Below are 24,973 nucleotides of genomic sequence, written 5' to 3'. Positions count from 1 at the left end.
GTTTTCTAATTAAAAACAAATGATTATTTTATCAGATGTTTATTTGTTTCACTTCTAATAAAATGTTATCATACAATGAGGAATTACAAAAAATACGATGAGGAGGAATTTAATTATGTTAGCTGATTTTAATGTTAATTTAAAAAAATACGCCCGTTTAATTGCAGAAACAGGGGTCAATGTATCGAAAGGGCACACAGTAGTCTTACAAATCAATGTAGAGCAAGCGGAATTAGCCCGATTGATCACGAAAGAGGCTTACCAATTAGGTGCAGATGAGGTGATCGTTCAATGGACAGATGATATCATTCAAAAAGAATTCTTGACTCACGCTGCAGATGATCGAATCTCTACAGTTCCACAATATAAAATCGATCAAGCAGATGATTGGATTGAAAAAGGTGCGAGCAGAATCAGCGTTGTTTCTTCTGATCCAGATGCATTCGCAGGAGTTGACAATGATCGTGTAGCCACTTATCAATCAGCAGTTGGAAAAGCATTGATGAATCTAAGAAAAGCGACACAATCAAATAAAGTAAGTTGGACAGTTGTCGCAGCTGCTGGGAAACAGTGGGCAGCAAAAGTATTCCCTGATCTACCAGGGGAAGAACAAGTCGACGCATTATGGGATGAGATTTTCAAAACGACTCGCATTTATGAATCTGATCCTGTAATTGCTTGGAAAAATCACGATGAAAAACTAGCGACAAAAGCAGAAGAATTGAACAAAGAACAATTTACAGCTTTACATTATACTGCCCCAGGGACAGATATCGTAATTGGCTTGCCGAAAAATCACTTGTGGGAAGGCGCTGGAAGCTATAATGCTCGTGATGAAAAATTCATGGCAAACATGCCAACAGAAGAAGTCTTCACCGCACCTGATAGTCATCGCGTGGATGGGTATATCTCAAGTACGAAACCTTTAAGTTATGCAGGAACGACCATTACTGGAATGAAATTTACATTTAAAGACGGTAAAGTCGTTGATTTTTCAGCGGAACAAGGACAAGAAGTCTTGGCAAAACTACTAGATACCGATGAAGGTGCACGTCGTTTAGGCGAAGTTGCTCTAGTTCCTGATCCTTCACCGATTTCACAATCTGGTATCATTTTCTATAACACATTATTCGACGAAAATGCTTCAAACCATTTAGCACTTGGTTCAGCCTATGCGTTTAGTGTGCAAGGTGGAACAGAAATGACCGATGAAGAATTGGCAGCTGCAGGCTTGAATCGAAGCCAGACGCATGTGGATTTCATGGTTGGTTCAGATAAAATGGATATTGATGGTATCCGCGAAGATGGCTCACGCGTGCCGATCTTCAGAAATGGCGACTGGGCGTAATAATAAAACAAAAAAAGATCTGGAAATCCCAGAACTTTTTTTGTTTTTCCATAGATATGTTTATAATAAATCTTCTTTTTTAGTAAACGTAAATTTGCGACTTTCTTTTTCTACAGGTTTTTCTTCTTCGTGTTTTTGGATTGCCTCTTTCGTAATTTCTTCACGTTCTCTTTTTGCTTCATCTAAACGTTCTGCAATTACTTCTTCTTTTGGCTTATCAGACATAATCAAAACCCCCTTTATCACCCTCATTCTACCACTCAGGATTCCTTTATTGGAAACGTTTTGCTCTAAAAATCAGCTTGCATGTATGCCTTCAAAGCGCTAAAATAATAGTATTGATGCTTGTTCCTGTAGCTCAGTAGGATAGAGCGATCGCCTCCTAAGCGATAGGTCGCTGGTTCGATTCCAGTCAGGAACGTCTTAAACTTATCATGAGTTTGTGATAGTGATGTTCAGCTCCGAGAAATAAGCCCGCTCCCCAGAAATTTGTTCTTGTATTTTGGGGGACGGGCTTATTTCTTATGGACACTGTTTATTCAGTTTTAATAATCATGAGATCCCTCAAGTCACAATCCCCTATTATATTTCTGCTCTTTAAAAAATAGCGACAAAAATAAAATTCCATTTTTTACTTATTACCAAATACATTATGTGAAGTCATTTTATTCGATAATGAGGTAGCATCCATTTTTTGCTATTGGAATAAACTTTATTGATGTTTCCACCTTTTTAAATCTGGGAAAAATTGATGCATGAATTCACGTGCTTCTTCCTTTGTCTTGCCTTGTTCTTTCAGCATGCCTGATTCATTCATGTGCTGGACACTCTCTTCAATCATTTCATCCATTGTACAATCAGTTAAAAATGCGCCATCTTTGTAGCAGTAAATGCAATATTCTTCACTCTTGCTATTGTTTTTGTTTGTCCCTAAAATCTCAACTGAATCAAGTGACATTCCACAACTTTGACAATTCGTCATTGCTTCCATTTCTATGTTCCTCCTATCATCTGATTGTCTTCACTCAGAAATAATCATTGAGAATTGGTTGTTGATTAGGCAGTGATTGACTAAGTTCAGCCACCAATGCGCCTTCTACTTTGATTTTTTCATGGAAATCAAGCTCTTCAACTGTTTGATATCCTAACAATAATTGTGTCAAGCTTTGAATCGTTCCACTGACCACAGGTAATTCTGTCTGTTGGACTTTCTTTACTTCAAGTACTCCATTGACATAAGAAATATCAAAAAATCCTTCGTTCCATTTTGCATACGGATCTTCTGTCACATGGATAGAAAAGTTGATTGCATGTCGGAATGGATAAGTCTGCATAAATTTCTCAACATCTACGATTCTTCCCATCATATAAGGCGTGATCGTGGTTTTAGCAAATGGATTATCCAATAAATAATTTTTACTGTAGCCAGAAAAACCACATGTATACTCAAACGAATCAAATGCGCCACTATGCGAACCAATGAAACGCATCAATCCTTTCAATGCTTCATGATTCAGATAACCCATTTCGACGATGATAAATGTAGGGGCGGCTAATTTATAAACGACATATCCTGTAGCATTCCCCTCACGGTCGTAATACAGTGCATATTGATTCTCTTTTCGTTGTTTAAACTTGTAGGAATACCACCATTCTTCTCGGACCAAACCGCCTCGCGTACTCTCCGGCATATTTGTATAAATGGATCGTATGGCATCCACTGATTCTTCAAAACTTGTCCGTTTCATATAACCAGTTGTTTTCTTTACAGCTGGCATATCACGGCTCGCCAACTCATAGCTGATTCGATCAAATAATTGTTCGTAGCCATAGCGACGATAAAAAGGATAAGAAAATGGTGCTAGATAAGACAGCGTGACATTTCTTTCTCGACAGTCTTCAAGGATTTTTTCCATGATCCGATTGATACCGCCCTGTCCTCGCGCTTCAGGATAGGAAGCAACGTATCCAATCCCAGCCATCAAGTAATTTTTTCCATAGAAATCCACTGAAAAAGGTGTGGCCATTACTTGACTTGTCAAATGGCCCTCTGGATCTAAAAAGCCGTAGTTCCATGAATTCTCAACAATCATTTTAAATCGTTCACGTCGTTCGTCTGTATCTTGTGAATTAAAAGCATAGGTTGCTAAAGCGTACATTTCTTCTAGCGCTTGGTTCCCTAATTCTTTTATAACATTCGTCATACTTTCCCTTCTCCCTTTAAATATCTATACCAATTGTACTATTATTTTCTTTATAATAGCAAGCGGACCTTCATTACTTTCACAAAGTAGTATCTCTCAAAAAATGATTTACAAAAAATAGCGCTAAAAAGCCAAAATAGAACAAACGATTTTGGTTTTTAGCGCTTCATTTTTTTGATCCAAACGTTGTTTCCACAACTTATTCTTATTTTGATCATTAGTTATCCTCTTGGATGGACGATTTGATTTACCATCCTCTTTTAATAGGATTCTTCAATCATCCCTAGCATCTTTTTAAAACGTCTCTTTTTAAAATACATCAACATCGTTCCTAAGATCATATCATTCATTTTCTGCAACATACCGTGTGATTCCATTTGTTCTGTATAGTGGACTTCACACGATTTTTCATCAATTGGTTTGATTTGATAATGAACGACAAAATCATTTTTAGTCGTTGAGGTACGAAATTTATAAGATTGGTTATCAATGACTTCCTCAATGATAATGCGTGCACGATTATTTTGAGAGAATTGTTTGACGTATTCAAGATTCTTTAATTGTTTGCGTGTCACTGATTTCCCAGTGGCTTTGCGGACATCAAAAAGAACAGAATCCATCACTTTATCATAGAAAAACGATGCCGGAATGTTTAGTGTTTTAATTATTTCCATTAGTTCTTTTTCTCCTTTGCTTCTTCTTTTTTCTTACCTTTTAAAAAGAAGTAAATCCCTAGTCCTGCAAAAAACAACCCAGTGACCATACTATAAATGTCATATTGTTGTGTTCCCGGATTTAAACTATATAGTATGATCAGTGAACCAATACTACACAAAAACAATCCATTTTTTATCATTTGAACCACCCTTATCTTGTTTCTTAGACTGCTGCTGCTTGGAAATATAATACCGTGCCCCATGGTTGAGCTTTGATCAATTCTTTTGCTGTTTTGGCAGCTGCTTCTTTATCTTCTGCACTTGTTTCAAAGAATAATTTGATTCCTTGTTTTTCTTTGAATGTAAAGGTCATGCCTTCTTCGTTGTATCCTTCTAATAATTCTTTGATTGCATCTTGTTGCATAGCACTAGCGATTGAAATCATTTGTTCTCCTCTTTTCTTTTTTTATTGATTACTTTTAGTTTCACTCGAATGAAGCGAGGGCTAGGGATTTGACGGATCGTCATCGCCCATAGCCCCTACTTCAACTGATTATTTAGGTTCTCCTGCTGCTGGATCCATTTTATTTGCTGACATCACAAATGGTGCCCAGATCAGGAAGGTCACAACCATACATACTAATGTGACAATCGGCGCCCGCCAGTCTGCCCCTGTTGCAAGGAACGATAGCAAGAACGGTGGGACGACCCAAGTCACTTGTTGGGATACCGGTGCGACTAATCCTAGATAAGTAGCTACCCAACCAATTGTTGTTGCAACAACCGGCGCAACCAAGAATGGGATAAACATGATCGCATTCAAGACGATTGGTAAACCAAACATCACTGGTTCATTGATATTGAAGATACCAGGTCCAATCGAAAGTTTTGCTACAGTCAAGTAGTCTGCACGTTTTGATAATAGTAAGATAGCGATCAATAGAACGATTGTTCCACCTGATCCACCAAACCATGCAAACGCATCAAATGAGCCACGTACCCACATGTAAGCTTTACCATCTTCAATCGCATCTAATACTGCAGGTGTTCCTGTTTTGCCATTGTAACCTTTTTGGAAGATATCGATGTTGATCAATTGTGCTTGACCCCAAATACCTTCTAATACTGGTGCTAATACGTTCGGACCATGGATACCAAAGAACCAGAAAATCTGAACGAAGATCGTAACGATTAATACAGCACCAATACCTTGTGATAAGCCTAAGAAAGGTTCTGCAATATATTTTTGTACTAAATCAATGATCAGTTGACCATCTGCCACACGTCCAACAACATAATTAATGATAGCGATGACATATAATGAAATCGTTGCTGGTAGGATTGCTGCAAATGCTTTAGAAACTGCGGGTGGTACTGAGTCAGGCATTTTGATCGTGATATTAGCAAGCATCAATTTACAGAAAATGATAACAGAGATTGCACCCATGATCATTACTGTAAAGTAGGCGTTACCGTTTAAATGATCTAATTTCAACCATCCCCACAAACCAACTGATAGAGTGCCATCAGCAATCGTTGCCCCAATTTCCGAGCCATTAATCGCATCTGCCACATTTTGTGGAACATTGACATTCAATGCAGCTGATAATGACGGGCCAAAAGCGATTCCTTGGATCAGTGTTGCTAAACCAACGATCCCTCCTGCTAAATCATTCACGCCATATGCACGGGCTAAATTATATCCCCATGAAAAGGCAAAGATCAGTCCGGCGATCGCTAAGGTACCATTCCAAACGAACCCATTGATGCCGATGATCACATTCAATACAGCAAAAAAACCTTTGTCTGCTGCTAAGCTGTCAGCATACGTACTAATAAATTGCTGTGGTAAATCACGAATAATTGCGTTGATCATTACAGCTACTGATCCAGCCATTGTTGCAGGCATCGTACCGATAAAAGCGTCACGCAATGCCACTAAGTGCTTTTGCGCGCCGATTCTTCCGGCAACTGGAAGGATGTATTTTTCCATCCAACTTGTTAATCCATTCATTATTACTTCCTCCTATAAGTTTTTATATAAAGAATAACTCCTTATACCAAATTAAAAAAATCCGTTCAAAAATTTTTTTCTTCTTCCGTTCAAAAAAGAAGTGTTATGGTTATTCAACGTAAGTTCTACGATATAAATCAATGATTTCTTTTGCAAGGTCTGTAAATGCGATCGATGTCATCAAGTGATCTTGACTATGCACAGTCAACAGCGTTACTTGCATATGATTTCCTTGTGCTTCTTGCGTGAGCATTTGAGTTTGTGAATGATGCGCTTCTACCAGAGAGGCTTCAGCATCGCGGATTTTTTGCTCCGCTAAATCAAAATCTCCTTTTTTCGCCGCGGAAATCGCTTCCATTGCATCGCTTTTTGCATTTCCACCATACATGATCAATCCCATGATGGCTTCTAGATTTTGTTGATCTTCCACTATTCTACCTCCAGCTTCACGATTGATTATTTCATTAATTTTTCAGCTTGTTCAAGTACTTTTGCACCGTTCATCATGCCATAATCTTGCATATTGATAACATCCAATGGAATTCCTTTTGGCGCTAATTTTTGTTCAAATTGTGCTTTCATAAAGCGAACTTGTGGACCTAATAATAGAACATCTACATTTTTTGATTCAAGGTTATTGTCAGCATCTGAAGCTGAAACCGCAAAGATATCTGCTTCCATTCCTTTTTCTTCTGCTGCTTTTTGCATTTTTGTTACTAATAAACTTGTACTCATTCCTGCAGAACATACTAACATGATTGTTTTTTTCTCCATTTTTTCCACTCCTTTAAATTTGGTTTTACACTATAACTATAATGCAAGAAGCATGCCAAACACTAAATAGGTAAAATAGCGTTTTCACAACACTAATCAAGCAAACACAGTGCACACACTAATCGTTAGTGTGTGCACTGTGTAATTCCAATCATTTTTTTATTTTATTTTCTATAAACATTTGTGTGATAAAAGCAATTTCATGTTCTGGGATTTTCACACCATATTTACGTTCGATCCCGATCAAATTCGTTCGAACAATATCCATTTCTAAGCGATACATTTTTGCAAAAATGGGGAAATCATCAAATGTACGCAATTTTTCATGTTTGATTAGACCATCAATCAAAAAAGCAACATGGATCACGATACCCGTATCCACACCTGGTTCAACGATGATCGATAAGTCTGCTTGGATTTGTTGGACCGCTTTTTGCAAAGCTTGAATCAAACGCTCAACAGATGATATCGCATTCAATGAGTCTTTTAATGAATCAACAATTTTCGCTGTCGGAACTTCGTCATCTGCGATGCGTTTCAATGTATTGAGTTTTTCATCATCGAATACGTCATAGGCAGAGAAGAATGGGATATTTTGATAATCTACCTCAACAGTTCCGGCAATCGCCTTGATCTCATATTCTTCCAATAACGCATCAATGTGGCGTTTAAATGATTCACGTTCCAAAAACTGCATTTGGATCACTTCAACTTTATCCTGATTGATAACGGGCACAATTCGTTGATACAGTTTTGCTGCCACCCCTTCTCCAGTAAAACAAGTCACGATCACTGCTTTTTTCCGTTCGTTCATTTCCTGCTTTTCGATTTTAAATTGATCTTTGACAATCGATTCAAAAGACATTTGGATACTTTGGTAGATATCTTCTAAGCTTCTACCAACATTTGCCATCCGGATTGCTTCGATGACGATCATGGTACTGGTCATCGTAATTGCTTTTGTACGTATCCCCGTCTCTTCATAGATCAAATCGCTGAATGTATTCAGTGAACCCATATCAGTCAGTAAAATCAACCCATTTGTTAAATTGCTTTGACGATTCTTTACATATTTCAATACTTCTTCGTACATGGATTGAACTTCCATCTCTAATGGCATATTGAACGCTTGACCGATCGTTGTTCCGAGTAAAGCTTGCGCCATCTCCAACATACTTGAAGCGGTTTGTCGCCCGTGCATCAAGACTAACACGTCGACTTTATTTTCTTTGACTGGTTCACTTTCTCCGAGGTTGATCGATAAAAACATACTGATAAAGCCAATTTCATCAAATGGTATCTCTACTTGTTGATCTTCTTCAATGATCGTAGACAAATCGATTGCAACTTGAAATTCTTTTTTGAACTTCTTTCGTATATTATTCAAGTCTGGATGAACGATCATATGTCCATCTTTCACACGATCCAATGTACTTTGCAAATGTAAGGCAAAGGCAAAGCGTGCTTTTTGGTTATAGATTCGGTCTAGTCGTTTCTCAGCAACATCGTATAGCTCATTTGTCAAACGCCAGATGTCTTCTGGAAGTAAATCTTTAGGGATCGTACTTTTCGTCAATTCTTTTACATACGTTTGAAAATAGGCATCGACATCTTTCGAGATCAACGCCTCAAGATCAATATTTTCGCCACCCGTTTCAGAAAGTGACATCACCTTTTCTTCAATATCATTGTACACTTGCATGTTTCTTTCTGGGTCCCGAGACCAAACCACATCAGCGAATCCTGGCTCAAATGTCAAATATTGACTCTTACTATCCATGAAGCGATCTAATCGTTCAGGGACTTCTTTGATTCGTAATAATCCTTTTTGGACTTGCAGGGATAACTCTTCTTTTCGAATGACTAATTTTTCTTCTTGGTGCATACGATAATGAAGGAATGACTTAGCACAGACTAATTTCAGGTCACGTTTCACTTGCCCGATATTTCCCTCTGCGTCGTATAACATAAAAGCTAAAATCGCTTCTTTTTCAATATCGATCCGCTGATTCAAGCGATTCGCTTCTTGCTTGATAAACAAGGAAATGATTTCATACCGCTCATCTAATGAACGAGAGGCCAGATTTGGCAAAGTGATTGCCATCGGTATCCTGCGGTTAAATGTCGTCAAAAAACTTTCAGATGATTCTGTCGTTGCTCCGATGATCTGAACAGACGCCTCATGGACTTGTGCGCTCTCCCCTAATGGGCGATAAACGCCTTTGTCGATAAACGTGAAGAGCATCTCTTGCCCTTCTGGAGGTAAGCGATGGATCTCATCTAAAAATAAGATCCCCCCATCTGCTTTAGCCATCAAACCTTGGCTATCTTGTGTTGCACCTGTATAAGCACCTTTTTTTATTCCGAAGATATGTCCAAACAACAACTGTGGGTTTTGCGCATAATCTGCACAATTAAATGAAATAAATGGGGCATCTGGAGAAAGCATTTCCGAATCGATTGCAAAATGGTACATACATTCAGCAAACATCGATTTCCCTGTTCCTGTCTCCCCAAAAATAATCGTATGCAATCCTCTTGGCGGATATAAAATCGCTGCTTTAGCCTGTTGGATACTTACTTTTAATGATTCATTCTCCCCTACTAGGGTTTCAAAAGTGACTTGTGTAGAAGCGTCCACATGAACTTTATCTGAAGCTATTTTTTTGGGAGGCATAGAATAAACTACAGGTCTGCCAGTGCTTTTCACGATGTAATGCGCTTTATATAAATCACTTAGATAACGACTTGCATTACTACGATCAATCTCTAATTGCTTCGCAACATCCGTTGCTGTCAATCCTTTATGATTTTCCGTAAGTAAATCCAAGATTTCTTCCTGTCTTTCGTTCATGATAACTCTCCTTTAACCAAACGACCTGTTTCCATTTTCAATATAATAACACAAAAAGGCGCTTATTTGCGCCTTGCTCCTTTATTTTTATCTTTTTTATGCTTGTTTTTGTGTTTTGTTTTAGGAGAAGAAGCAACTTTTTTTGTAACTGTTTCACTTGCTTCTTTTTTTCCTAATTCTTTCTTTTTTGGGAGCATTTTTGTTGGGGCTTTTTCAGGGGCTTCTGTCTGTAAGCCTCCCCCATAAATAAATAATTCAGTGAGTTCTGTTTCTGTTTGTCGAGCCATTTTTTTTAAGTCTCTTAGTGTATGTTCATTCACAAAGGTGATGACTTGTCCTTCTTGCCCCATTCGACCAGTTCTACCTGCACGATGCAAATATGTTTCTTCTGTCATTGGAACGTCGACATTGACAACATAAGGCAGTTCCGCGATATCTAGCCCACGAGCAGCTACATCCGTTGATAACAACATGCTGATTTTGCCTTCTTTGAATTGATTCAATGCCGCTTTTCGTAACAGCTTGTTTTGGTCAGATGCTAAACTCGCCACGCGGATTCCTCGATAACTCATTTTTTCTTCCATCATGCCTAACTCACTCAACTGGTTGAAAAAAACAAGACCTTGGAAACCTTCCACATGGGCTAATCGTCTTAGATAGTCCTCTGTTTTTCGAGCAGGAACACGGATAAAATAGTGACTAAGTCCTTTCCTTGAATCATCCATTTTAGTAACGTCGACCACTTTCAGCGATTGTTTTGTCAATGATTCGATTTGCTGGATGGAACGATCGGCTGTTGCTGAAAAGAAAGCTAATTGGTAGTCGGTTGGCGCTTGATGAATGATTTGATCAATAAATGGTCGATTTCCTTCATCAAAAAGTTGATCTGCCTCGTCAAATACGATTGTTTGGATTTGATGAGCCTTTATTTTTTTTTGTTTCATCAACTCCAATACACGACCTGGTGTGCCTACCAATACTTCCGGTTTCTTTTTTAGTCCTTCGATTTGGCGTTTGACATTTGCACCGCCCACAACAGATTGGACAGAGATTGCTAAATCTTTTGCCCATTCACGGGTGACCTCAGCAACTTGGATCGCCAATTCTTGCGAAGAAGCAAGGATCAATAGGGTACTTACCTCTCCTTTTTTCACATTCAATAGTAAAGGCCATAGATAAGCTAAGGTCTTACCTGAACCGGTTGGAGAAACAGCAATCAAGCTTTTACCTTCTTTTAAGTCAGTGAATACTTCTTGTTGGATAAACGATGGGACAGTGAACCCTTTTTCTTCCCATTTATTTTGCCAATTAGTTGGAAAATGTTTTACAAAATCAGTCATTACTCAGTTCCCTCTTTATCTGCATCGAATTCGATCCCACCACTGATTCGCAAATCATAAACGACTTGATTCACGTTTCGTGCAAGTTCGACCCATTCTTCATACTGTAATCCCCATTGTGGATCTTTAGGGTTCATGATCACATTCGCAAAATCTTCTGCCTCTTCACTCATTGGATTTTCAGAAGCTACGATCTCTAATTTTTCAATTTGTTCGTGGTTACGATCATGGTACTCTGCTTGCTCAATTGCATTGACGCCATTCATGATCACTGTTCCACTATCAAAATAAATCTCGGAAGGTAGATATGAATCACCAATTTTGCCCGGTTGGATTGCTACATCAAAAGTAGCATAGCGCAAGATCCCCCAACCTAATCCATCAACACCTGTAGCTATTTTTCTAGGGAAATAATGGACTTCTTGCGGCTTGCCAAACCAACCTACAGCTGCGTAGACAAGGTAAACGCCGAGATCCATCATTGCTCCACCTGAAAAACGCGGAGAGAAAATATTCGGTTCTTCCCCATCTAATACTTGATCATAACGAGAAGAATATTTCATATAGCTGAAATTTGCGCCAATGATCTCATCTTTCAAAGGTAAAAATTCTGCAATTTTTTTAAACCCAGCTTCATGGATATTTCGCGCGGCTTCAAAGAAAAAGACTTTCTCTTGGTTTGCCAAATGAATGATCTCTTCCATTTCTTTTGGTGTACTAAATGCCGGTTTTTCTACAATCACATTTTTCCCTGCCAAAATTGCTTGCTTCGCATGCTGAAAATGCAAACTATTTGGCGAAGCAATATAGACCGTATCCATGTGTTCTAACTCAAAAAAAACAGTTAAATCTGTTGCGAATGCGATATCGCCTTCATATTCTGCGCCAAATTGTTGCGCTTTTTCTAAATGTCTTGAATAAACAGCTGTTAATTCATACTTACGTGTCGCTAATGCTGCTTGAACAAATTGATGGGTAATCCAATTTGTGCCGATTATACCTAAATGGATCATCTTTACGCCTTCTTTCTATAAATTAGGATCTTCAAAAACTGTATTTAGGTCAAATGGGATTGCTTGTTTCAATACCACTTGTTTTTCTGTTACTTGACAATTATATACGATTACTTGAACACCTGCTTGTTGAGCAAAACGAAAAGCAGTGGCTAATTCTGGTTGCATCTGTTCATGGATCGTTGCTTGATGCAAGTGTTCAAATTGTGCAATAAAAAGAATATAGGTCTCATAGCCTTCTTGATGCGCGCGGATCAATTCATTGACGTGTTTAAGTCCACGAATGGTCGGTGCATCGGGAAAAGCACCTATTGCTTTGTTTTCCAGGGTCATCCCTTTGACTTCTACAAATGCTTTTTGACCGCAACTTGTTTCTAAATAAATATCGAATTTAGACTTTCCAAAGGTCACTTCACGTTTGTAGAACTCAATATCACCATTTAAATTTGGTAAGTGGATCGTCCCATCTAAAATTCCATCAATCGCTAATCGGTTTGGTAACTGACTATCGATATTGAACCACTGCTGCTCTTTTTTTACAGCAATTAGATCATAGGCAGTTTTACGTTTTGTTCCAGGAATGTGTACTAACGCCACCTCTGCACCAGGAAGCAACAACTCTTTGCCTCTACCTGTATTCTTAACATGAGTTTTGACTACTTCTCCTTTTTTGTTCAAACAAAAAGCAATAAAGCGATTTGGTCGTTCAATGAAGTAAGCAATTTCAACATCTTGGTAGTCCAATAGTCATCACCTGTCTCCCTACTACTGTATCCTACCATATTTTTACTAAAAACACTTGAAAAACCAGTCGAAAGTCTTAGAGAAATCATGCACTTTCTTTAGTAAACTATAAGAAAAGGAACAATAAGCAAAATATGCTTTTATCATAAATGAAGACAAAGGAGTGGAAAAAAATGAAAAAAAGAATCATCTATATCCTACTTGCCGGTATCGCAACACTTGCTGGAAAAAAAGTACTCGATCATAAAAAGAAAGAAGCACAGGTCGATCATTTGAATAAATACTGTGGAACTTGGTCATTTACGGATACCAGCCAAACACACCATGAACTGACCATCCATTCTGATTATTCTTTTTGGCTTGATGACCGTTCTTTAGGAACACTATTAGTCGAAGTTACCTCCGAAAAATTGATAGTTAGAGATCAGTATGGCTTTTACCTAACGTTTTCTTACAACGACATGTTATTGTACGATGAAGCAAATGATTCCGCTTATTTATTATCAAAAAAATCATGATTATCCTAGCTTAGTAGATGATACACTGCCAATCACTTCATTAACGTACTTCTTTTTTATAAAAACGAGACAAAGGGTTTAGAAAATTGCTGTTTTCTAAACCCTTTGTCTCGTTTTACAAGTTTCATCCATGCAATTTCCTCTAGGTCACAACGATCGAACAAATTATGCTATGATAAGAGCAAAGTACTTTTCAATTAGCGGCTATTTGATCACTACACATCTCAAATAACTACTTAGAAAGATGGACAAACGATGGAATACGAAAAATAAAAAAACCGACATTTCCGTCCTATTTTTTTCTCATAAAATAGTCAATTTGTGTTTTTTTTGTTACACTTACAAGTGATGGTTTCTTACCATGAAAGGATGATCGCATATGACACCAAACCGAGAAGATTATTTAAAAATCATTCTGGAATTAGGCGGTGACACAACAAAAGTCAATAATAAACAAATCGTTTCTAGCCTAGCAGTGTCACCTGCTTCAGTAAGCGAAATGATTTCTAAACTCGTTAAAGAAAAACTAGTCGAACACTCTCCTTACCAAGGTGTACAATTGACTGATAGCGGACTGATAAAAGCAAGTAGCCTGATACGTAAACATCGATTATGGGAAGTTTTTTTAGTCGAACATTTAGATTACAACTGGAATGAGGTTCATGACGATGCTGAGGTCCTTGAGCATGTGACTTCTGAACAGCTTGCGGATCATTTAGAAAGTTATTTAAATCATCCTAAACATTGCCCACATGGAGGCATTATCCCTAAAAAGGAACAGGTTGTCCATGAAGAGCGTCGTCAAACACTGGAATCCTACCCAGTCGGTACCAAAATTCGGATTGCTCGTGTCCTTGATGAAAAGGAATTATTAGACTATTTAGTCACAATCGATGTCAATATTGATGAAACTTATGAAATCACTGATGTAGCGGCCTATGAAGGACCAATCACCATCCAAAATAAAACTAAAAAAATTCCTGTCAGCTTTAAAGCCGCCAGCACAATTTTTGTTGATAAACTGTAAAGGAGATTACCCAAATAATGAATGAAAAAAACGTATTATTTACTATATTTGGCGGTACAGGAGATTTAGCACAACGTAAATTGTATCCTTCCCTTTTTCGTTTATACAAAAAGGGCAACTTGAGCGAACATTTTGCTGTGATCGGTACAGCACGTCGTCCTTGGAGTGATGAACACTATCGTGAAGTGGTTAAAGGAACAATCGAAACATTAAATCCTTCTGCCGAAGAAGCCGAACGATTTGCTAGCCATTTTTATTACCAATCTCATGATGTCAATGATTCTTCTCATTACCAAACATTAAAAGAATTATCTGATCGTTTAGATGAAAAATACCACTTGAATGGTAATCGAATGTACTATTTAGCCATGGCTCCACAATTTTTCGGTACAATCGTTTCACATTTGAAATCTCAGAAAATCATCACTGAAACTGGCTTCAATCGATTGATTATCGAAAAACCTTTTGGTTCTGATTTCCATTCAGCCTTTGAATTGAATGAAAAAATTCGACAAGTCTTTCCAGAAGACGATATTTTCCGTATTGACCATTATTTAGGTAAAGAAATGATCCAAAATATCTCTGCGATTCGCTTTGCCAATAATATTTTTGAGTCTCAATGGAACAATCGTTACATTGACAACATCCAAATCACTTTTGGTGAGAGTTTAGGTGTTGAAGATCGTGGCGGCTACTATGACCACAGTGGTGCGTTAAAAGATATGGTCCAAAATCATATCCTTCAAGTATTAGCATTACTTGCGATGGAACCACCCGTTGCCTTTTCCGAAAAAGAAATCCGATCAGAAAAAATCAAAGCGTTAAAAGCGATTCGTATTTATGAAAAAAAAGAAGTCTTAGAAAATTTTGTACGTGGGCAATATGCTGCAGGTCAACTAGATGATCAGACATTCAAAGGCTATCGTGAAGAAGACAACGTTGATCCAGAATCAACAACTGAAACATTTGTTGCTGGAAAATTCACGATCGATAATTTCCGTTGGTCTGGCGTACCGTTTTATGTACGTACTGGAAAACGTCTTACTGAAAAAGGTACACGAATCAATATTGTCTTTAAACAAGTACCTGTCAATGTATTTAAAACATCGATCGACGAACCTTGTAGTGATCCAACGTTACCACCAAATGTTTTGACTATCTATATTCAACCAACAGAAGGTTTTTCATTTACATTAAATGGAAAAAAAGTTGGTCAAGGCTTCGCCACCGATCCAATCAAACTGGAATATCGCAATAGTGCTGAAATGGTCGAAAATAGTCCTGAAGCGTATGAAAAGCTTATGTTAGATGCGTTGAACGGTGATAGCACCAACTTCTCTCATTGGGAAGAAGTCGCACAATCTTGGCATATCGTTGACGTGATCCGCCAAGTTTGGGATCAAGTACAACCAGATTTCCCGAATTATAAAGCTGGTTCTATGGGTCCTGAAGCAGCATTCGAGCTTTTAGAAAAAGACGGGTTCGAATGGATCTGGCAACCAGATCATTGGTACCGTGAACGTGGTAAATTGGATTAGTGACCAATCATTTGCTATTCGCTTAAAAATACTCTTTGATGTAATAAAAACAACCAAACACAAGATGTGTTTGGTTGTTTTTTACTAACTTCTATTCAAAACCTTCTGCGACTGCTTCTGGATAGAATTCTTCAACAAGCTGTGCGCAACGTCCGCATAAGTGTGGTAATTTTTCATCAGTTCCAACATCTTTACGGATTTGACGGCAACGATCACATGTTTCACCTTCTGCTTTTTCGACTAAAATCGCTACATCATCAAAGACTAAAGCATTTTCAGGCGCTTCAATGTTTTCTGGCATAACCGTAAAGTAGTCTGGTGAGACGATCAATAATTGAGGAATGTCAGCAGCAACTGCTGTCAATAATTGATTCACCTGTTGATTTGGATAGATCGTTAATTTTGCTTCTAATGATTTTCCGATCAATTTACTATTTCTTGCTTCTTCTAGTGCTTTTAAGACTTTATCACGGAAATCCATGAAGGCCGCCCATGTATCTAATAACTCATCTTGGTTAGGATATTCAACATATCCTGGTAACTCACTTAATTGAACATAAGCTTCCTCTTCTTTTAAGAAGGACCAGATTTCCTCTGTTGTGTGAGGAATGATCGGTGTCAGTAATTTTGTTAATGAAACAGCTGTTTCATAAAAAACAGTTTGCATACAACGACGTTGATGATCATTTTCTGCTTCAATATAAACAACATCTTTTGCAAAATCAAGATAGAAAGAAGAAAGATCAACTGTTAAGAAATTCATCACTGTGCGATAGATTTGCATAAAGTTATACTTATCATATCCTTCTTCACGGATTTCTTTGATGACTTGATTTAAACGAACTGTCATATATTTATCAACTGAACGACGATCTTCATACGCTACTGCATCTTTCTTAGGGTCAAAATCATCCGTATTTGCTAATAGGAAACGCATCGTATTTCGGATTTTTCGATAAACTTCAGCAACTTGACCTAAAATATCCATAGACACACGAACATCTGCTTCGTAGTCCACACTAGATACCCATAGACGTAGAATATCCGCACCAAATTGTTTGATCACTTTATCTGGAACGATCGTATTGCCTAATGATTTACTCATTTTTCGACCTTCTCCATCTAACGTGAACCCTTGTGATAGAACTGCTTTGTATGGCGCAACACCATTGATCGCGACACTTGTTGTGATACTTGAGTTGAACCAACCACGGTATTGATCGGAGCCTTCAAGGTACATATCTGCTGGGAAAGATAACTCAGGGCGTTGACGTAAAACTGCTTCATGAGAAGAACCTGAATCAAACCATACGTCCATGATATCTGTTTCTTTAGTAAATTCGCCATTTGGTGATCCTGGATGCGTAAAGCCTTCAGGTAGTAAGTCCTTCGCTTCTTTTTCAAACCAAATGATTGAGCCATGGGCCGCAAATAATTCAGCGACATGTTCAATCGTCTCAGGTGTAATGATTGCTTCACCATTTTCAGCATAAAAGATTGGTAGTGGGACGCCCCAAGCACGTTGGCGTGAGATGACCCAATCGCCGCGATCACGTACCATATTGTAAAGACGTGTTTTTCCCCATGGAATGATCCAATCAACTTTTTCCACTTCATCAAGAATGTTTTGGCGGAAATCATTGATTGAAGCAAACCATTGTGGTGTTGCACGATAAATGACAGGTTTTTTAGTACGCCAGTCATGTGGGTAACTATGGGTGAAGAAATCCAATTTCAACAAGGCACCTTTTTCTTTTAATAGATCCGTGATCATTGGATTTGCTTTGTCATAAAAGATTCCTTCGAATCCAGGAGCTTCATCAGTAAATACACCTTTAGAATCAACGGGAGAAACAACAGGTAATTTGTAACGATTTCCTGCAATATAGTCATCTTCCCCGTGTCCAGGTGCAGTGTGAACTAATCCAGTACCGGCATCCAGCGTCACATGATCTCCTAATATCACTAAAGATTCACGATCATAGAATGGATGTGTCGCTGTCATGTATTCCATCTCTTGTCCTGCAAATTCTTTTAAGACTTGGACTGCTTCCCAGCCAATTGCTTGTTGTACCGTTTCCATCAAATCTTTGGCAACGACAAATTTGCGACCATCAGCTTCTACTAAGACATACGTAAATGTTGGATTTACAGCAATCCCTTGGTTAGCTGGCAATGTCCATGGTGTAGTTGTCCAAATAACGAAAGCAGTATCTTCTTCCAAAAGACCTTTGCCATCTTTCACAGTGAAGGCGACGTAGATTGAAGGAGATTTGACATCTTTATATTCAATTTCAGCTTCAGCTAATGAGGATTCACTAGATGGTGACCAGTAAATTGGTTTTAATCCTTTATAGATATATCCTTTTTCAGCCATTTTACCAAACACACGGATCTGTGCAGCTTCATAGGAAGGATCTAAAGTGACATAAGGATTTTCCCAATCACCAGCAACACCTAGACGTTTAAAGTCTTCTCGCTGTTTGTCTACTTGTGAAAGGGCGTATTCACGACACTTTTCCAAATATTCAGCCATCGTCATTTCTTTTCTTTTGATCCCTTTGTTCGTCAACACTTGCTCAATCGGCAAGCCATGCGTATCCCAACCGGGAACGTACGGCGCACGAAAACCAGACATTGATTTTGAACGGATGATGATATCTTTACTAATTTTATTTAAAGAATGCCCTAAATGGATATTTCCGTTTGCATACGGAGGCCCATCATGAAGAATGAAGCTTGGTTTGCCTTCATTCAACGCTTGTCTTTGTTGATAGATTTGATTTTCTTCCCATTCTTTTTGCCATTCACCTTCACGGTTTGGCAAATTCCCACGCATAGGAAAACTTGTTTTTCCTAGTTGTAAGGTTTCTTTCATTTTCATACAAACACTCCTTAACTATAGTTTACAGAACGCAAAAAAGCATGCTCATCCTAGGGACGAACATGCCGTGGTACCACCCAAATTTAGTTACGATCGTAACTCTCAAAGACCGATAACGAGGTCAACCGCTATTTCTTACTAGTGTTCAGAAATAAATCAAGTAGAGGATCTTTCACTTTGCAGGGTCTTACCAATCTTACACTGTCATTGGCTCGCTTTAAGAATGTCAAAATGCTTTTCTGTTCTACTCTTCTTCGTATTCTCCAGGAATGATCGAAAGATCGATTGCTTGCGTATCAAAAGCAGTCACTGGAGACTCGTATACTCCTGTTTCAGAGTGTACATCACTTTCATTTTCATTGTCAAGCTGTTTTGCCAAAACTTCTTTGATTACTTCATGGCTATCTGTTACATAACTAGAAAATGGTTGTAGGATCTCATCCCATTCTGGACTTTTTACTTGTTCAAGTTGAGATTCCAACATCAAGCTGATTCGTTGATGGAATACACGAGTTTTCTTCTTCAAGTCCTCTGTTTCTGTCGCTAATTGTCTTGCTTTTTCAGTCGCATCTGTCAAGATACGACGTGCTTTTTCTTCAGCATCTGTAGTTAATTGGTGCGCACGTTTTTCAGCATTTGCGACCATTTCGTCCGCTTTGTTTTGTGCAGAAGTAACAATCACTTCTGATTCTTTGCTTGCACTTGTTTTTACTTTGTCAGCTGTATCTTGTGCCACAATGATCGATTGATTCAACGCATCTTTCAATTCATTGAAGTACTCAAGTTTTTCTTCCGAATGCTTTACTGCTTTTTCTAATTCACGATTTCTTTGTGTTACTTCTTCGTAATCACGAACGACTAAATCTAAGAAATCATCTACTTCGTCTTGATTGTATCCCCGCATTTTTGTTGGGAATGTTTTATTTTGAATATCTAATGGAGTTAAAGCCATGAGTAAACCACCTTCTTGTTTTATTTACGTAATACACCAAACAACACCCTGCACTTGTCTTTTTTCGTTTTCCCCTCAAGGTCTTGGATCTGTATTCTACCATACCCTCTGATCGAAACAATGTCCAATAACTCAAGTAGAAAGTCCGGTTTTGTATTTTCTGTCCAATTGACTTTTACTTTACCTGCTTCGATCAGTTGCTTCGAACGTTGTCTGGATATATTATAGATTTCCGATATCACAGTGTCCAGTCTAAGTGAAGTGACCGTTCCTCTTTCTTGCATCCAGCTATCTTTTGGCAAGACCATATCTGTATACTTGATTTCCTCTAAGCGTACAGCTACTTTTCCGATCTTAGTCACTTGATTAACGACAAAGTGGTCGACTTCATTTGCAATGAAAACTTGCCATCGTTCATCATCTGAAATAATATCACCAAAATATGAACGTTTTATCCCTGTACCAACTAATGTACCTAGGATCTTCCCATGGCTTAAACTAGCAAATTTACTGGGATAATGGACTTCATATAATGACATTTCAAAATCTTCATCAACAGGCTCATAATAGTCTGGGAAAATCAAGCATCTTTTCCGTTCCGCTTGCTCATACCCACCATATAACTGAAAACGCAAGTCACTATTTTGACGTATCAGGGTCTCTAAGATGTAGCACTGTCTCGGATCAAGAAATTCTGTCAGATATGGTGCATACTGACTCTGGACCTGTTCAATCCAATCTCCGACAGAGTCGATAAAAGAACGTTCATCTACTCGGAAATGTTGATATACATTCGCATCCACTTGATCCCCTCCTATCTCCCTGTTTATTCTACGCTAAATAGCGAACGTAATCATCCATAAAACGATATGCTGCAATCCTTGTACGGCAAGATTCAAAATCAAAATCGATGCTAAGATCGTAAAATCAATTGGTCCAAATCTTAACGGCAAACGATCAAATAGGCTGATATATGGTTCACAAATCTTTGCTAATATACGTCCAAGACTAGATTGGTACCCTCCAGGAAACCAAGATAGTAACGCATAAACTACTAGAATCATGCTGTAAAAGTATGCAGCACGTGAAATAAAATTAAGTAACATAAAAAGAATATAAATGTTTACTCCTCCTCTTTACAGATCAAACATACTGCCATCTGCGAAAGATTGAGCCGTTGAACTATCGATTTCCAGACCAGCAGGTGTGCAAAGGAAAATCTCATCACCTACTCGTTTGATATCGCCGTCTAACGCATAGACTGTCCCTGTTAGGAAATCCACGATACGTCGAGCCTGCTTTTCTTCTACTAATCGAAAATTGACTAATGTTGCTTCTCCCGCAATGATCCTTTTAGCAATCGTCATCGCTTCAGAGTAGGCACGAGGTTCCATCACTGTGATTTTTCCTGCTACCTGTGTGTTAGGTTGAACAGATGGTCTCGTTTGTCGTTGGTCTTTTTGCGTATTTTTTGTAGAAGTTTGATGTAATTCAATGACTTTTTTTGTTTCGTTCATCGGCGCATTCTCAAGACCAACCGGACGAGATGTCGTCGCTGGACGTTGTTTTTTTTCAATCGGCTGTGAAACAGCTGGAGAATGTTGTTGATACTGTGTGTTTGATTTAGTTGGTTGCTTGGCAACCTGTTGTTGTTCAGGATAATCTTCGTATTCGTACTCTTCTTCATCCGCTAATCCGAAAAAATTAGCAATTGCTCCCCTGTTTAAAAGTGACATTATTCTTCCTCCTCGTCTTTGAATAGCGCTGTTCCTACACGGATAAATGTAGCTCCTTCTTCAATTGCAAGTTGAAAATCTTGGCTCATCCCCATGCTCAGTTCGGTACATGGTGCATGTGTGTATTGTTTTGATTGGGCAAGATCACGCAATTCTCTCAGCGTTTCAAATACTTTATGAATTTGTTCAGCAGAAGCGTCCTTCGGTGCCATAGTCATAAGTCCCACTACCTGTATATTTGGATAGGCTGCTAAAGATTCTAAGAAAGGTAGAAGCTCCGCTGGTGAGATACCGTGTTTCGATACTTCACCAGACACATTGACTTCCACAAAACAAGCTAGCTGTTTTTCTAATCTTTTTTGGATTTCTTCTGCTAATTTCAAACTGTCTAACGCATGAAAGTAATCAATTTCATTTACAATCAATTTTACCTTTCTGCGTTGTAAATTACCAATTAAATGCCACTTCACTTCAGAATATTTAAGCAAATCTTGTTTTTTTTGCAACAATTTATCGACACGATTTTCTGCACAATGTGTGACTCCAGCATTGATTAATTCTTCAGCTTGGAGTGACTCTACAGATTTTGTAACAGCTACTAATGTCACTTCTTTCGGGTCACGATGAACAAGAGCACACGAATCCTGAATGTCTTGCTTGATATTCTGCAAGTTGTCAGCAATCATGTGCTCTTCCTCCTTTTATTTTTTACGACGGAAAAACGGCGGTGTATTCAATTCGTCGTCACCTTTTGTTTTTGTTTCTTCACGATTGAATGTATCAAATTCTTTTTTCTCAATAGTTTCGTAATTAGACTCATCCACTTTTGGACGAACATTTTGTTCGCGGCGGATGTCCCAATCACCAAAACTGCTTTCATCCTCAGCAGTAATTGGTTTTGCTTGGTCCATGTCTAATCGATTGCTTTGAGCAGAAGATTGCGTTTGAGTTGACGTTTGTCTAGCTGGACGACTAGACTTCCGTTCCTTTTTTGTTTCATCAATACCTGTAGCAATGACCGTTACACGGATTTCATCGCCCATTTCTTCATTGATCGATGTCCCTAAGATGATATTTACATCGCCAGTTGCTGCATTTGCTACGATATCTGAAGCATCTTGTGCTTCGAATAACGTCATATCCAAGCCACCAGTGATGTTCAATAGGACTTGTTCTGCCCCATCGATCGATGTTTCTAATAATGGAGAAGAGATTGCTTTCTTCGTTGCTTCGATCACGCGTTCTTCACCGCTTGCTACTCCGATACCCATCAAAGCAGTACCTTGGTTTGCCATCACTGTTTTCACATCAGCAAAATCCAAGTTTACGTAACCTGGTGCAGTGATTAGATCAGAGATACCTTGCACACCTTGGCGTAAGACATTATCTGCCTCGCGGAATGCTTCAAGCATTGGTGTCTTTTTATCAACGACTTCAAGAAGTCGGTTGTTTGAGATGATCAATAATGTATCTACGTTTTCTTTCAAACGTGCGATACCTTCCGCAGCAAAACGGCCACGTTTTGGTCCTTCAAATGTAAATGGACGAGTGACAACACCTACTGTCAATGCACCCAATTCTCTAGCAATTCCAGCAACGATCGGTGCAGCACCAGTACCAGTTCCACCACCCATACCAGCAGTGATGAAGATCATGTCTGCGCCTTCTAATGCTTCACGTAGAGATTGTTCACTCTCTTCAGCTGCTTTTTGGCCAACTTCTGGTTGTGAACCTGCACCTAAACCACGTGTGTATTTAGGTCCTAATTGGATCACTGTTTCAGCTTTTGAATTTTTTAATGCTTGGACGTCTGTGTTGGCAGTGATAAATTCAACACCTTTAACGTTTTCTTCAATCATACGGTTTACAGCGTTTCCGCCTCCGCCACCGACGCCGATTACTTTGATGACTGCGCCGTCATTGATGTTATTATCAATTGAGAATTCCATGTTTTTTTCCTCCCACGATGATTAATCAAATATATTGGTAAAAAATCCTTTGATTTTACTTGTTACGTTTTCGCCAGAATTTTTTTCTTCTGGTTCTTCGTTATACGTTGTTTCTTCTGCCACATCGTATTGTTCATAAGATGTGTGAGCTTCCGGCTCATTGGTTGTATAATGAACAGGTGCTGATTCCCCCATAACAGCGATTTTAGCTAATTGGTATACTTCACTTAAATTCGCAGAGTAATCAACGATACTGATCACGTTTGTAAATACTGGATTTCTTAGACCCATTTGATTTGGTACATAAAGCTTCACATTTACGCCAAATATTTCCTGTGCCAAATCAACGACACCTGGAAGGCTTGCTGCCCCACCAGTTAAGACGATACCGCCAGGCAGCTCTAACGCTTCGATTTGATCTAACGCTTCTTTTGCTTTATTGAAGATTTGTTCCATTCGAGCAGAGATTACTTCTGATAGGTAATGTTCATCGACTCGAACAGGTTCTGTTTGGCCGATCACATCTACCGGAAATTCTTCTTGCTCTGAGGTACGTTCTGGATATGCATCCCCGTAATTTATTTTTAATGCTTCTGCATTGTTGAAGGAAGTATTTAAAACAATGGAGATATCTTTTGTGACAAATTCGCCACCTTCTTGATCTAGGCTCGTGAATTTCAACTGTTTGTCATGCATGACAGCTGTTGTTGTTTGTCCGCCACCCATATCGATAACGATTGTACCAAAATCTTTTTCTCCATCCGAAAGAATTGATTCAGTCAACGCTAAAGGTGTGATCACTAATTCATTGACGATCAATCCCGCATTTTCAACACATTTACGAATGTTATGAATGATTGTTTTTGGTCCAGTAAATAATAGACCATACATTTCTAATCTGACACCGATCATCCCACGAGGATCTTTGATGCCTTCGAATCCATCTACCGTAAAGTCCTGTGGTAAAATTGACACGATTTGACGTTCAGGAGGTATTGAACGAACCAGTGCAGCTGAAGCCACATTGCGGACATCGTCATCGGTGATTTCTTTTGAATCTCCGTTTACTGCAATCATCCCTTGGCAGTTTTCTACTTCAAGCATGTTTGCTGGTAGACCCACGCTTACACTTTTGATTTGAATGCCGGCTTTTTCTTCTGCCTGACGCACTGCTCGCTGTATCGCTTGTACTGTTTTATCGATATCAACGATGATGCCTCGGTTAATCCCTTCTGATTTTGCGTTCCCTACTCCAATAATATTCATTTGGCTGTCGATATATTCAGCCACGACAACTTTGACAGATGTCGTTCCAATATCAAGGCCTACGTACATTCCTGTTTTTGCCATGAATGGGATTCCCTCCTACTTAACTATTCCATATACATGCGAACCAATAACGTCCGTTTTAAAAATATACTT

General features: G+C 38.6%; 25 protein-coding genes and 1 tRNA gene. 5 read left to right on the top strand and 21 right to left on the bottom strand.

What is annotated here, in order from left to right:
* Window positions 1-115 precede the first annotated feature (115 nt).
* The gene (locus IGJ95_RS04485; RefSeq protein WP_023519362.1) at window positions 116-1,348 is read left to right on the top strand and encodes an aminopeptidase; all 1,233 of its coding nucleotides are present in this window, start codon (window positions 116-118) and stop codon (window positions 1,346-1,348) included.
* Window positions 1,349-1,408: 60 nt separating this feature from the next.
* On the opposite strand, the gene IGJ95_RS04480 is transcribed toward IGJ95_RS04485, so the two are convergent.
* Window positions 1,409-1,573, bottom strand: a complete 165-nt coding sequence (locus IGJ95_RS04480; protein WP_010735955.1) for a hypothetical protein — start codon at window positions 1,571-1,573, stop codon at window positions 1,409-1,411.
* Window positions 1,574-1,695: 122 nt separating this feature from the next.
* Between IGJ95_RS04480 and IGJ95_RS04475 the strand changes: the two genes are divergently transcribed.
* Window positions 1,696-1,769, top strand: a tRNA-Arg gene (locus IGJ95_RS04475).
* A 291-nt stretch (window positions 1,770-2,060) separates the two neighbouring features.
* Here the strand turns inward: IGJ95_RS04475 and IGJ95_RS04470 are convergent.
* The 12 genes from IGJ95_RS04470 to sfsA form a co-directional block, all read right to left on the bottom strand.
* Window positions 2,061-2,339, bottom strand: coding sequence for a zinc ribbon domain-containing protein (locus tag IGJ95_RS04470; RefSeq protein WP_023519361.1), 279 nt, complete (start codon window positions 2,337-2,339; stop codon window positions 2,061-2,063).
* Window positions 2,340-2,373: 34 nt separating this feature from the next.
* Window positions 2,374-3,552: a GNAT family N-acetyltransferase gene (locus IGJ95_RS04465; RefSeq protein ID WP_023519360.1), complete on the bottom strand. Its 1,179-nt coding sequence runs from the start codon at window positions 3,550-3,552 to the stop codon at window positions 2,374-2,376.
* 260 nt (window positions 3,553-3,812) lie between these two features.
* Entirely contained in the window at window positions 3,813-4,226 is a 414-nt protein-coding gene (locus tag IGJ95_RS04460) for a DUF3284 domain-containing protein (protein ID WP_010735958.1), read from the bottom strand.
* On the bottom strand, window positions 4,226-4,408 hold the full coding sequence (locus IGJ95_RS04455) for a DUF3188 domain-containing protein (RefSeq protein ID WP_010735959.1): 183 nt from the start codon (window positions 4,406-4,408) through the stop codon (window positions 4,226-4,228). Before IGJ95_RS04455 ends, IGJ95_RS04460 begins: the two co-directional genes overlap by 1 nt.
* Before the next feature lie 23 nt (window positions 4,409-4,431).
* On the bottom strand, window positions 4,432-4,653 hold the full coding sequence (locus IGJ95_RS04450; RefSeq protein WP_010735960.1) for a hypothetical protein: 222 nt from the start codon (window positions 4,651-4,653) through the stop codon (window positions 4,432-4,434).
* 108 nt (window positions 4,654-4,761) lie between these two features.
* On the bottom strand, window positions 4,762-6,222 hold the full coding sequence (locus IGJ95_RS04445; RefSeq protein ID WP_010735961.1) for a PTS sugar transporter subunit IIC: 1,461 nt from the start codon (window positions 6,220-6,222) through the stop codon (window positions 4,762-4,764).
* A gap of 109 nt (window positions 6,223-6,331) precedes the next feature.
* Window positions 6,332-6,652 (bottom strand): PTS lactose/cellobiose transporter subunit IIA, encoded by a 321-nt coding sequence (locus IGJ95_RS04440; protein ID WP_010735962.1) that lies wholly within the window; start codon window positions 6,650-6,652, stop codon window positions 6,332-6,334.
* 26 nt (window positions 6,653-6,678) lie between these two features.
* Window positions 6,679-6,996 carry a PTS sugar transporter subunit IIB gene (locus IGJ95_RS04435; RefSeq protein WP_010735963.1) on the bottom strand — a complete coding sequence of 106 codons (318 nt, stop codon included), beginning with the start codon at window positions 6,994-6,996 and terminating at the stop codon, window positions 6,679-6,681.
* A 151-nt stretch (window positions 6,997-7,147) separates the two neighbouring features.
* Complete coding sequence (locus IGJ95_RS04430; protein ID WP_023519359.1) at window positions 7,148-9,850, bottom strand: sigma 54-interacting transcriptional regulator; 2,703 nt, start codon at window positions 9,848-9,850, stop codon at window positions 7,148-7,150.
* 62 nt (window positions 9,851-9,912) lie between these two features.
* Entirely contained in the window at window positions 9,913-11,190 is a 1,278-nt protein-coding gene (locus IGJ95_RS04425) for a DEAD/DEAH box helicase (protein WP_438761492.1), read from the bottom strand.
* Window positions 11,190-12,203 carry a Gfo/Idh/MocA family protein gene (locus IGJ95_RS04420; RefSeq protein WP_010735966.1) on the bottom strand — a complete coding sequence of 338 codons (1,014 nt, stop codon included), beginning with the start codon at window positions 12,201-12,203 and terminating at the stop codon, window positions 11,190-11,192. The genes IGJ95_RS04425 and IGJ95_RS04420 overlap by 1 nt, the downstream gene beginning before the upstream one ends.
* Before the next feature lie 15 nt (window positions 12,204-12,218).
* A complete protein-coding gene (gene sfsA / locus IGJ95_RS04415) occupies window positions 12,219-12,947 on the bottom strand; it encodes a DNA/RNA nuclease SfsA (protein WP_019722912.1) in 729 nt (242 codons plus the stop codon).
* Window positions 12,948-13,120: 173 nt separating this feature from the next.
* Between sfsA and IGJ95_RS04410 the strand changes: the two genes are divergently transcribed.
* The 3 genes from IGJ95_RS04410 (at window position 13,121) to zwf (ending at window position 16,030) form a co-directional block, all read left to right on the top strand.
* Window positions 13,121-13,465: a DUF4828 domain-containing protein gene (locus IGJ95_RS04410; RefSeq protein ID WP_010735968.1), complete on the top strand. Its 345-nt coding sequence runs from the start codon at window positions 13,121-13,123 to the stop codon at window positions 13,463-13,465.
* A gap of 379 nt (window positions 13,466-13,844) precedes the next feature.
* A complete protein-coding gene (locus tag IGJ95_RS04405; protein WP_010735969.1) occupies window positions 13,845-14,492 on the top strand; it encodes a metal-dependent transcriptional regulator in 648 nt (215 codons plus the stop codon).
* Between the two features lie 14 nt (window positions 14,493-14,506).
* Window positions 14,507-16,030: a glucose-6-phosphate dehydrogenase gene (gene zwf / locus IGJ95_RS04400; protein WP_194179777.1), complete on the top strand. Its 1,524-nt coding sequence runs from the start codon at window positions 14,507-14,509 to the stop codon at window positions 16,028-16,030.
* Window positions 16,031-16,121: 91 nt separating this feature from the next.
* Here zwf and ileS read toward each other — a convergent pair whose 3' ends face one another.
* From ileS to ftsA, 8 genes are all read right to left on the bottom strand, one after another.
* Window positions 16,122-18,914, bottom strand: a complete 2,793-nt coding sequence (ileS, locus tag IGJ95_RS04395; protein WP_096081432.1) for an isoleucine--tRNA ligase — start codon at window positions 18,912-18,914, stop codon at window positions 16,122-16,124.
* Between the two features lie 244 nt (window positions 18,915-19,158).
* Window positions 19,159-19,866: a DivIVA domain-containing protein gene (locus IGJ95_RS04390; RefSeq protein WP_010735972.1), complete on the bottom strand. Its 708-nt coding sequence runs from the start codon at window positions 19,864-19,866 to the stop codon at window positions 19,159-19,161.
* A 20-nt stretch (window positions 19,867-19,886) separates the two neighbouring features.
* Window positions 19,887-20,669, bottom strand: coding sequence for an RNA-binding protein (locus IGJ95_RS04385; protein ID WP_034689841.1), 783 nt, complete (start codon window positions 20,667-20,669; stop codon window positions 19,887-19,889).
* A gap of 33 nt (window positions 20,670-20,702) precedes the next feature.
* On the bottom strand, window positions 20,703-20,972 hold the full coding sequence (locus tag IGJ95_RS04380) for a YggT family protein (RefSeq protein WP_438761490.1): 270 nt from the start codon (window positions 20,970-20,972) through the stop codon (window positions 20,703-20,705).
* A gap of 30 nt (window positions 20,973-21,002) precedes the next feature.
* The gene (locus tag IGJ95_RS04375; RefSeq protein ID WP_023519355.1) at window positions 21,003-21,602 is read right to left on the bottom strand and encodes a cell division protein SepF; all 600 of its coding nucleotides are present in this window, start codon (window positions 21,600-21,602) and stop codon (window positions 21,003-21,005) included.
* Window positions 21,602-22,288, bottom strand: coding sequence for a YggS family pyridoxal phosphate-dependent enzyme (locus IGJ95_RS04370; protein ID WP_010735976.1), 687 nt, complete (start codon window positions 22,286-22,288; stop codon window positions 21,602-21,604). The genes IGJ95_RS04375 and IGJ95_RS04370 overlap by 1 nt, the downstream gene beginning before the upstream one ends.
* A 15-nt stretch (window positions 22,289-22,303) precedes the next feature.
* Window positions 22,304-23,551, bottom strand: coding sequence for a cell division protein FtsZ (gene ftsZ, locus IGJ95_RS04365; protein ID WP_010735977.1), 1,248 nt, complete (start codon window positions 23,549-23,551; stop codon window positions 22,304-22,306).
* Between the two features lie 21 nt (window positions 23,552-23,572).
* Entirely contained in the window at window positions 23,573-24,901 is a 1,329-nt protein-coding gene (gene ftsA, locus IGJ95_RS04360) for a cell division protein FtsA (protein WP_010735978.1), read from the bottom strand.
* Window positions 24,902-24,973: the final 72 nt, after the last annotated feature.

The sequence above is a fragment of the Enterococcus sp. AZ156 genome (genome assembly GCF_051714165.1).
GTDB lineage: Bacteria > Bacillota > Bacilli > Lactobacillales > Enterococcaceae > Enterococcus_B > Enterococcus_B pernyi.
The sequence above is the reverse complement of the archived record's forward strand: the minus strand, read 5'-3'. Positions and strand labels throughout refer to the sequence as shown.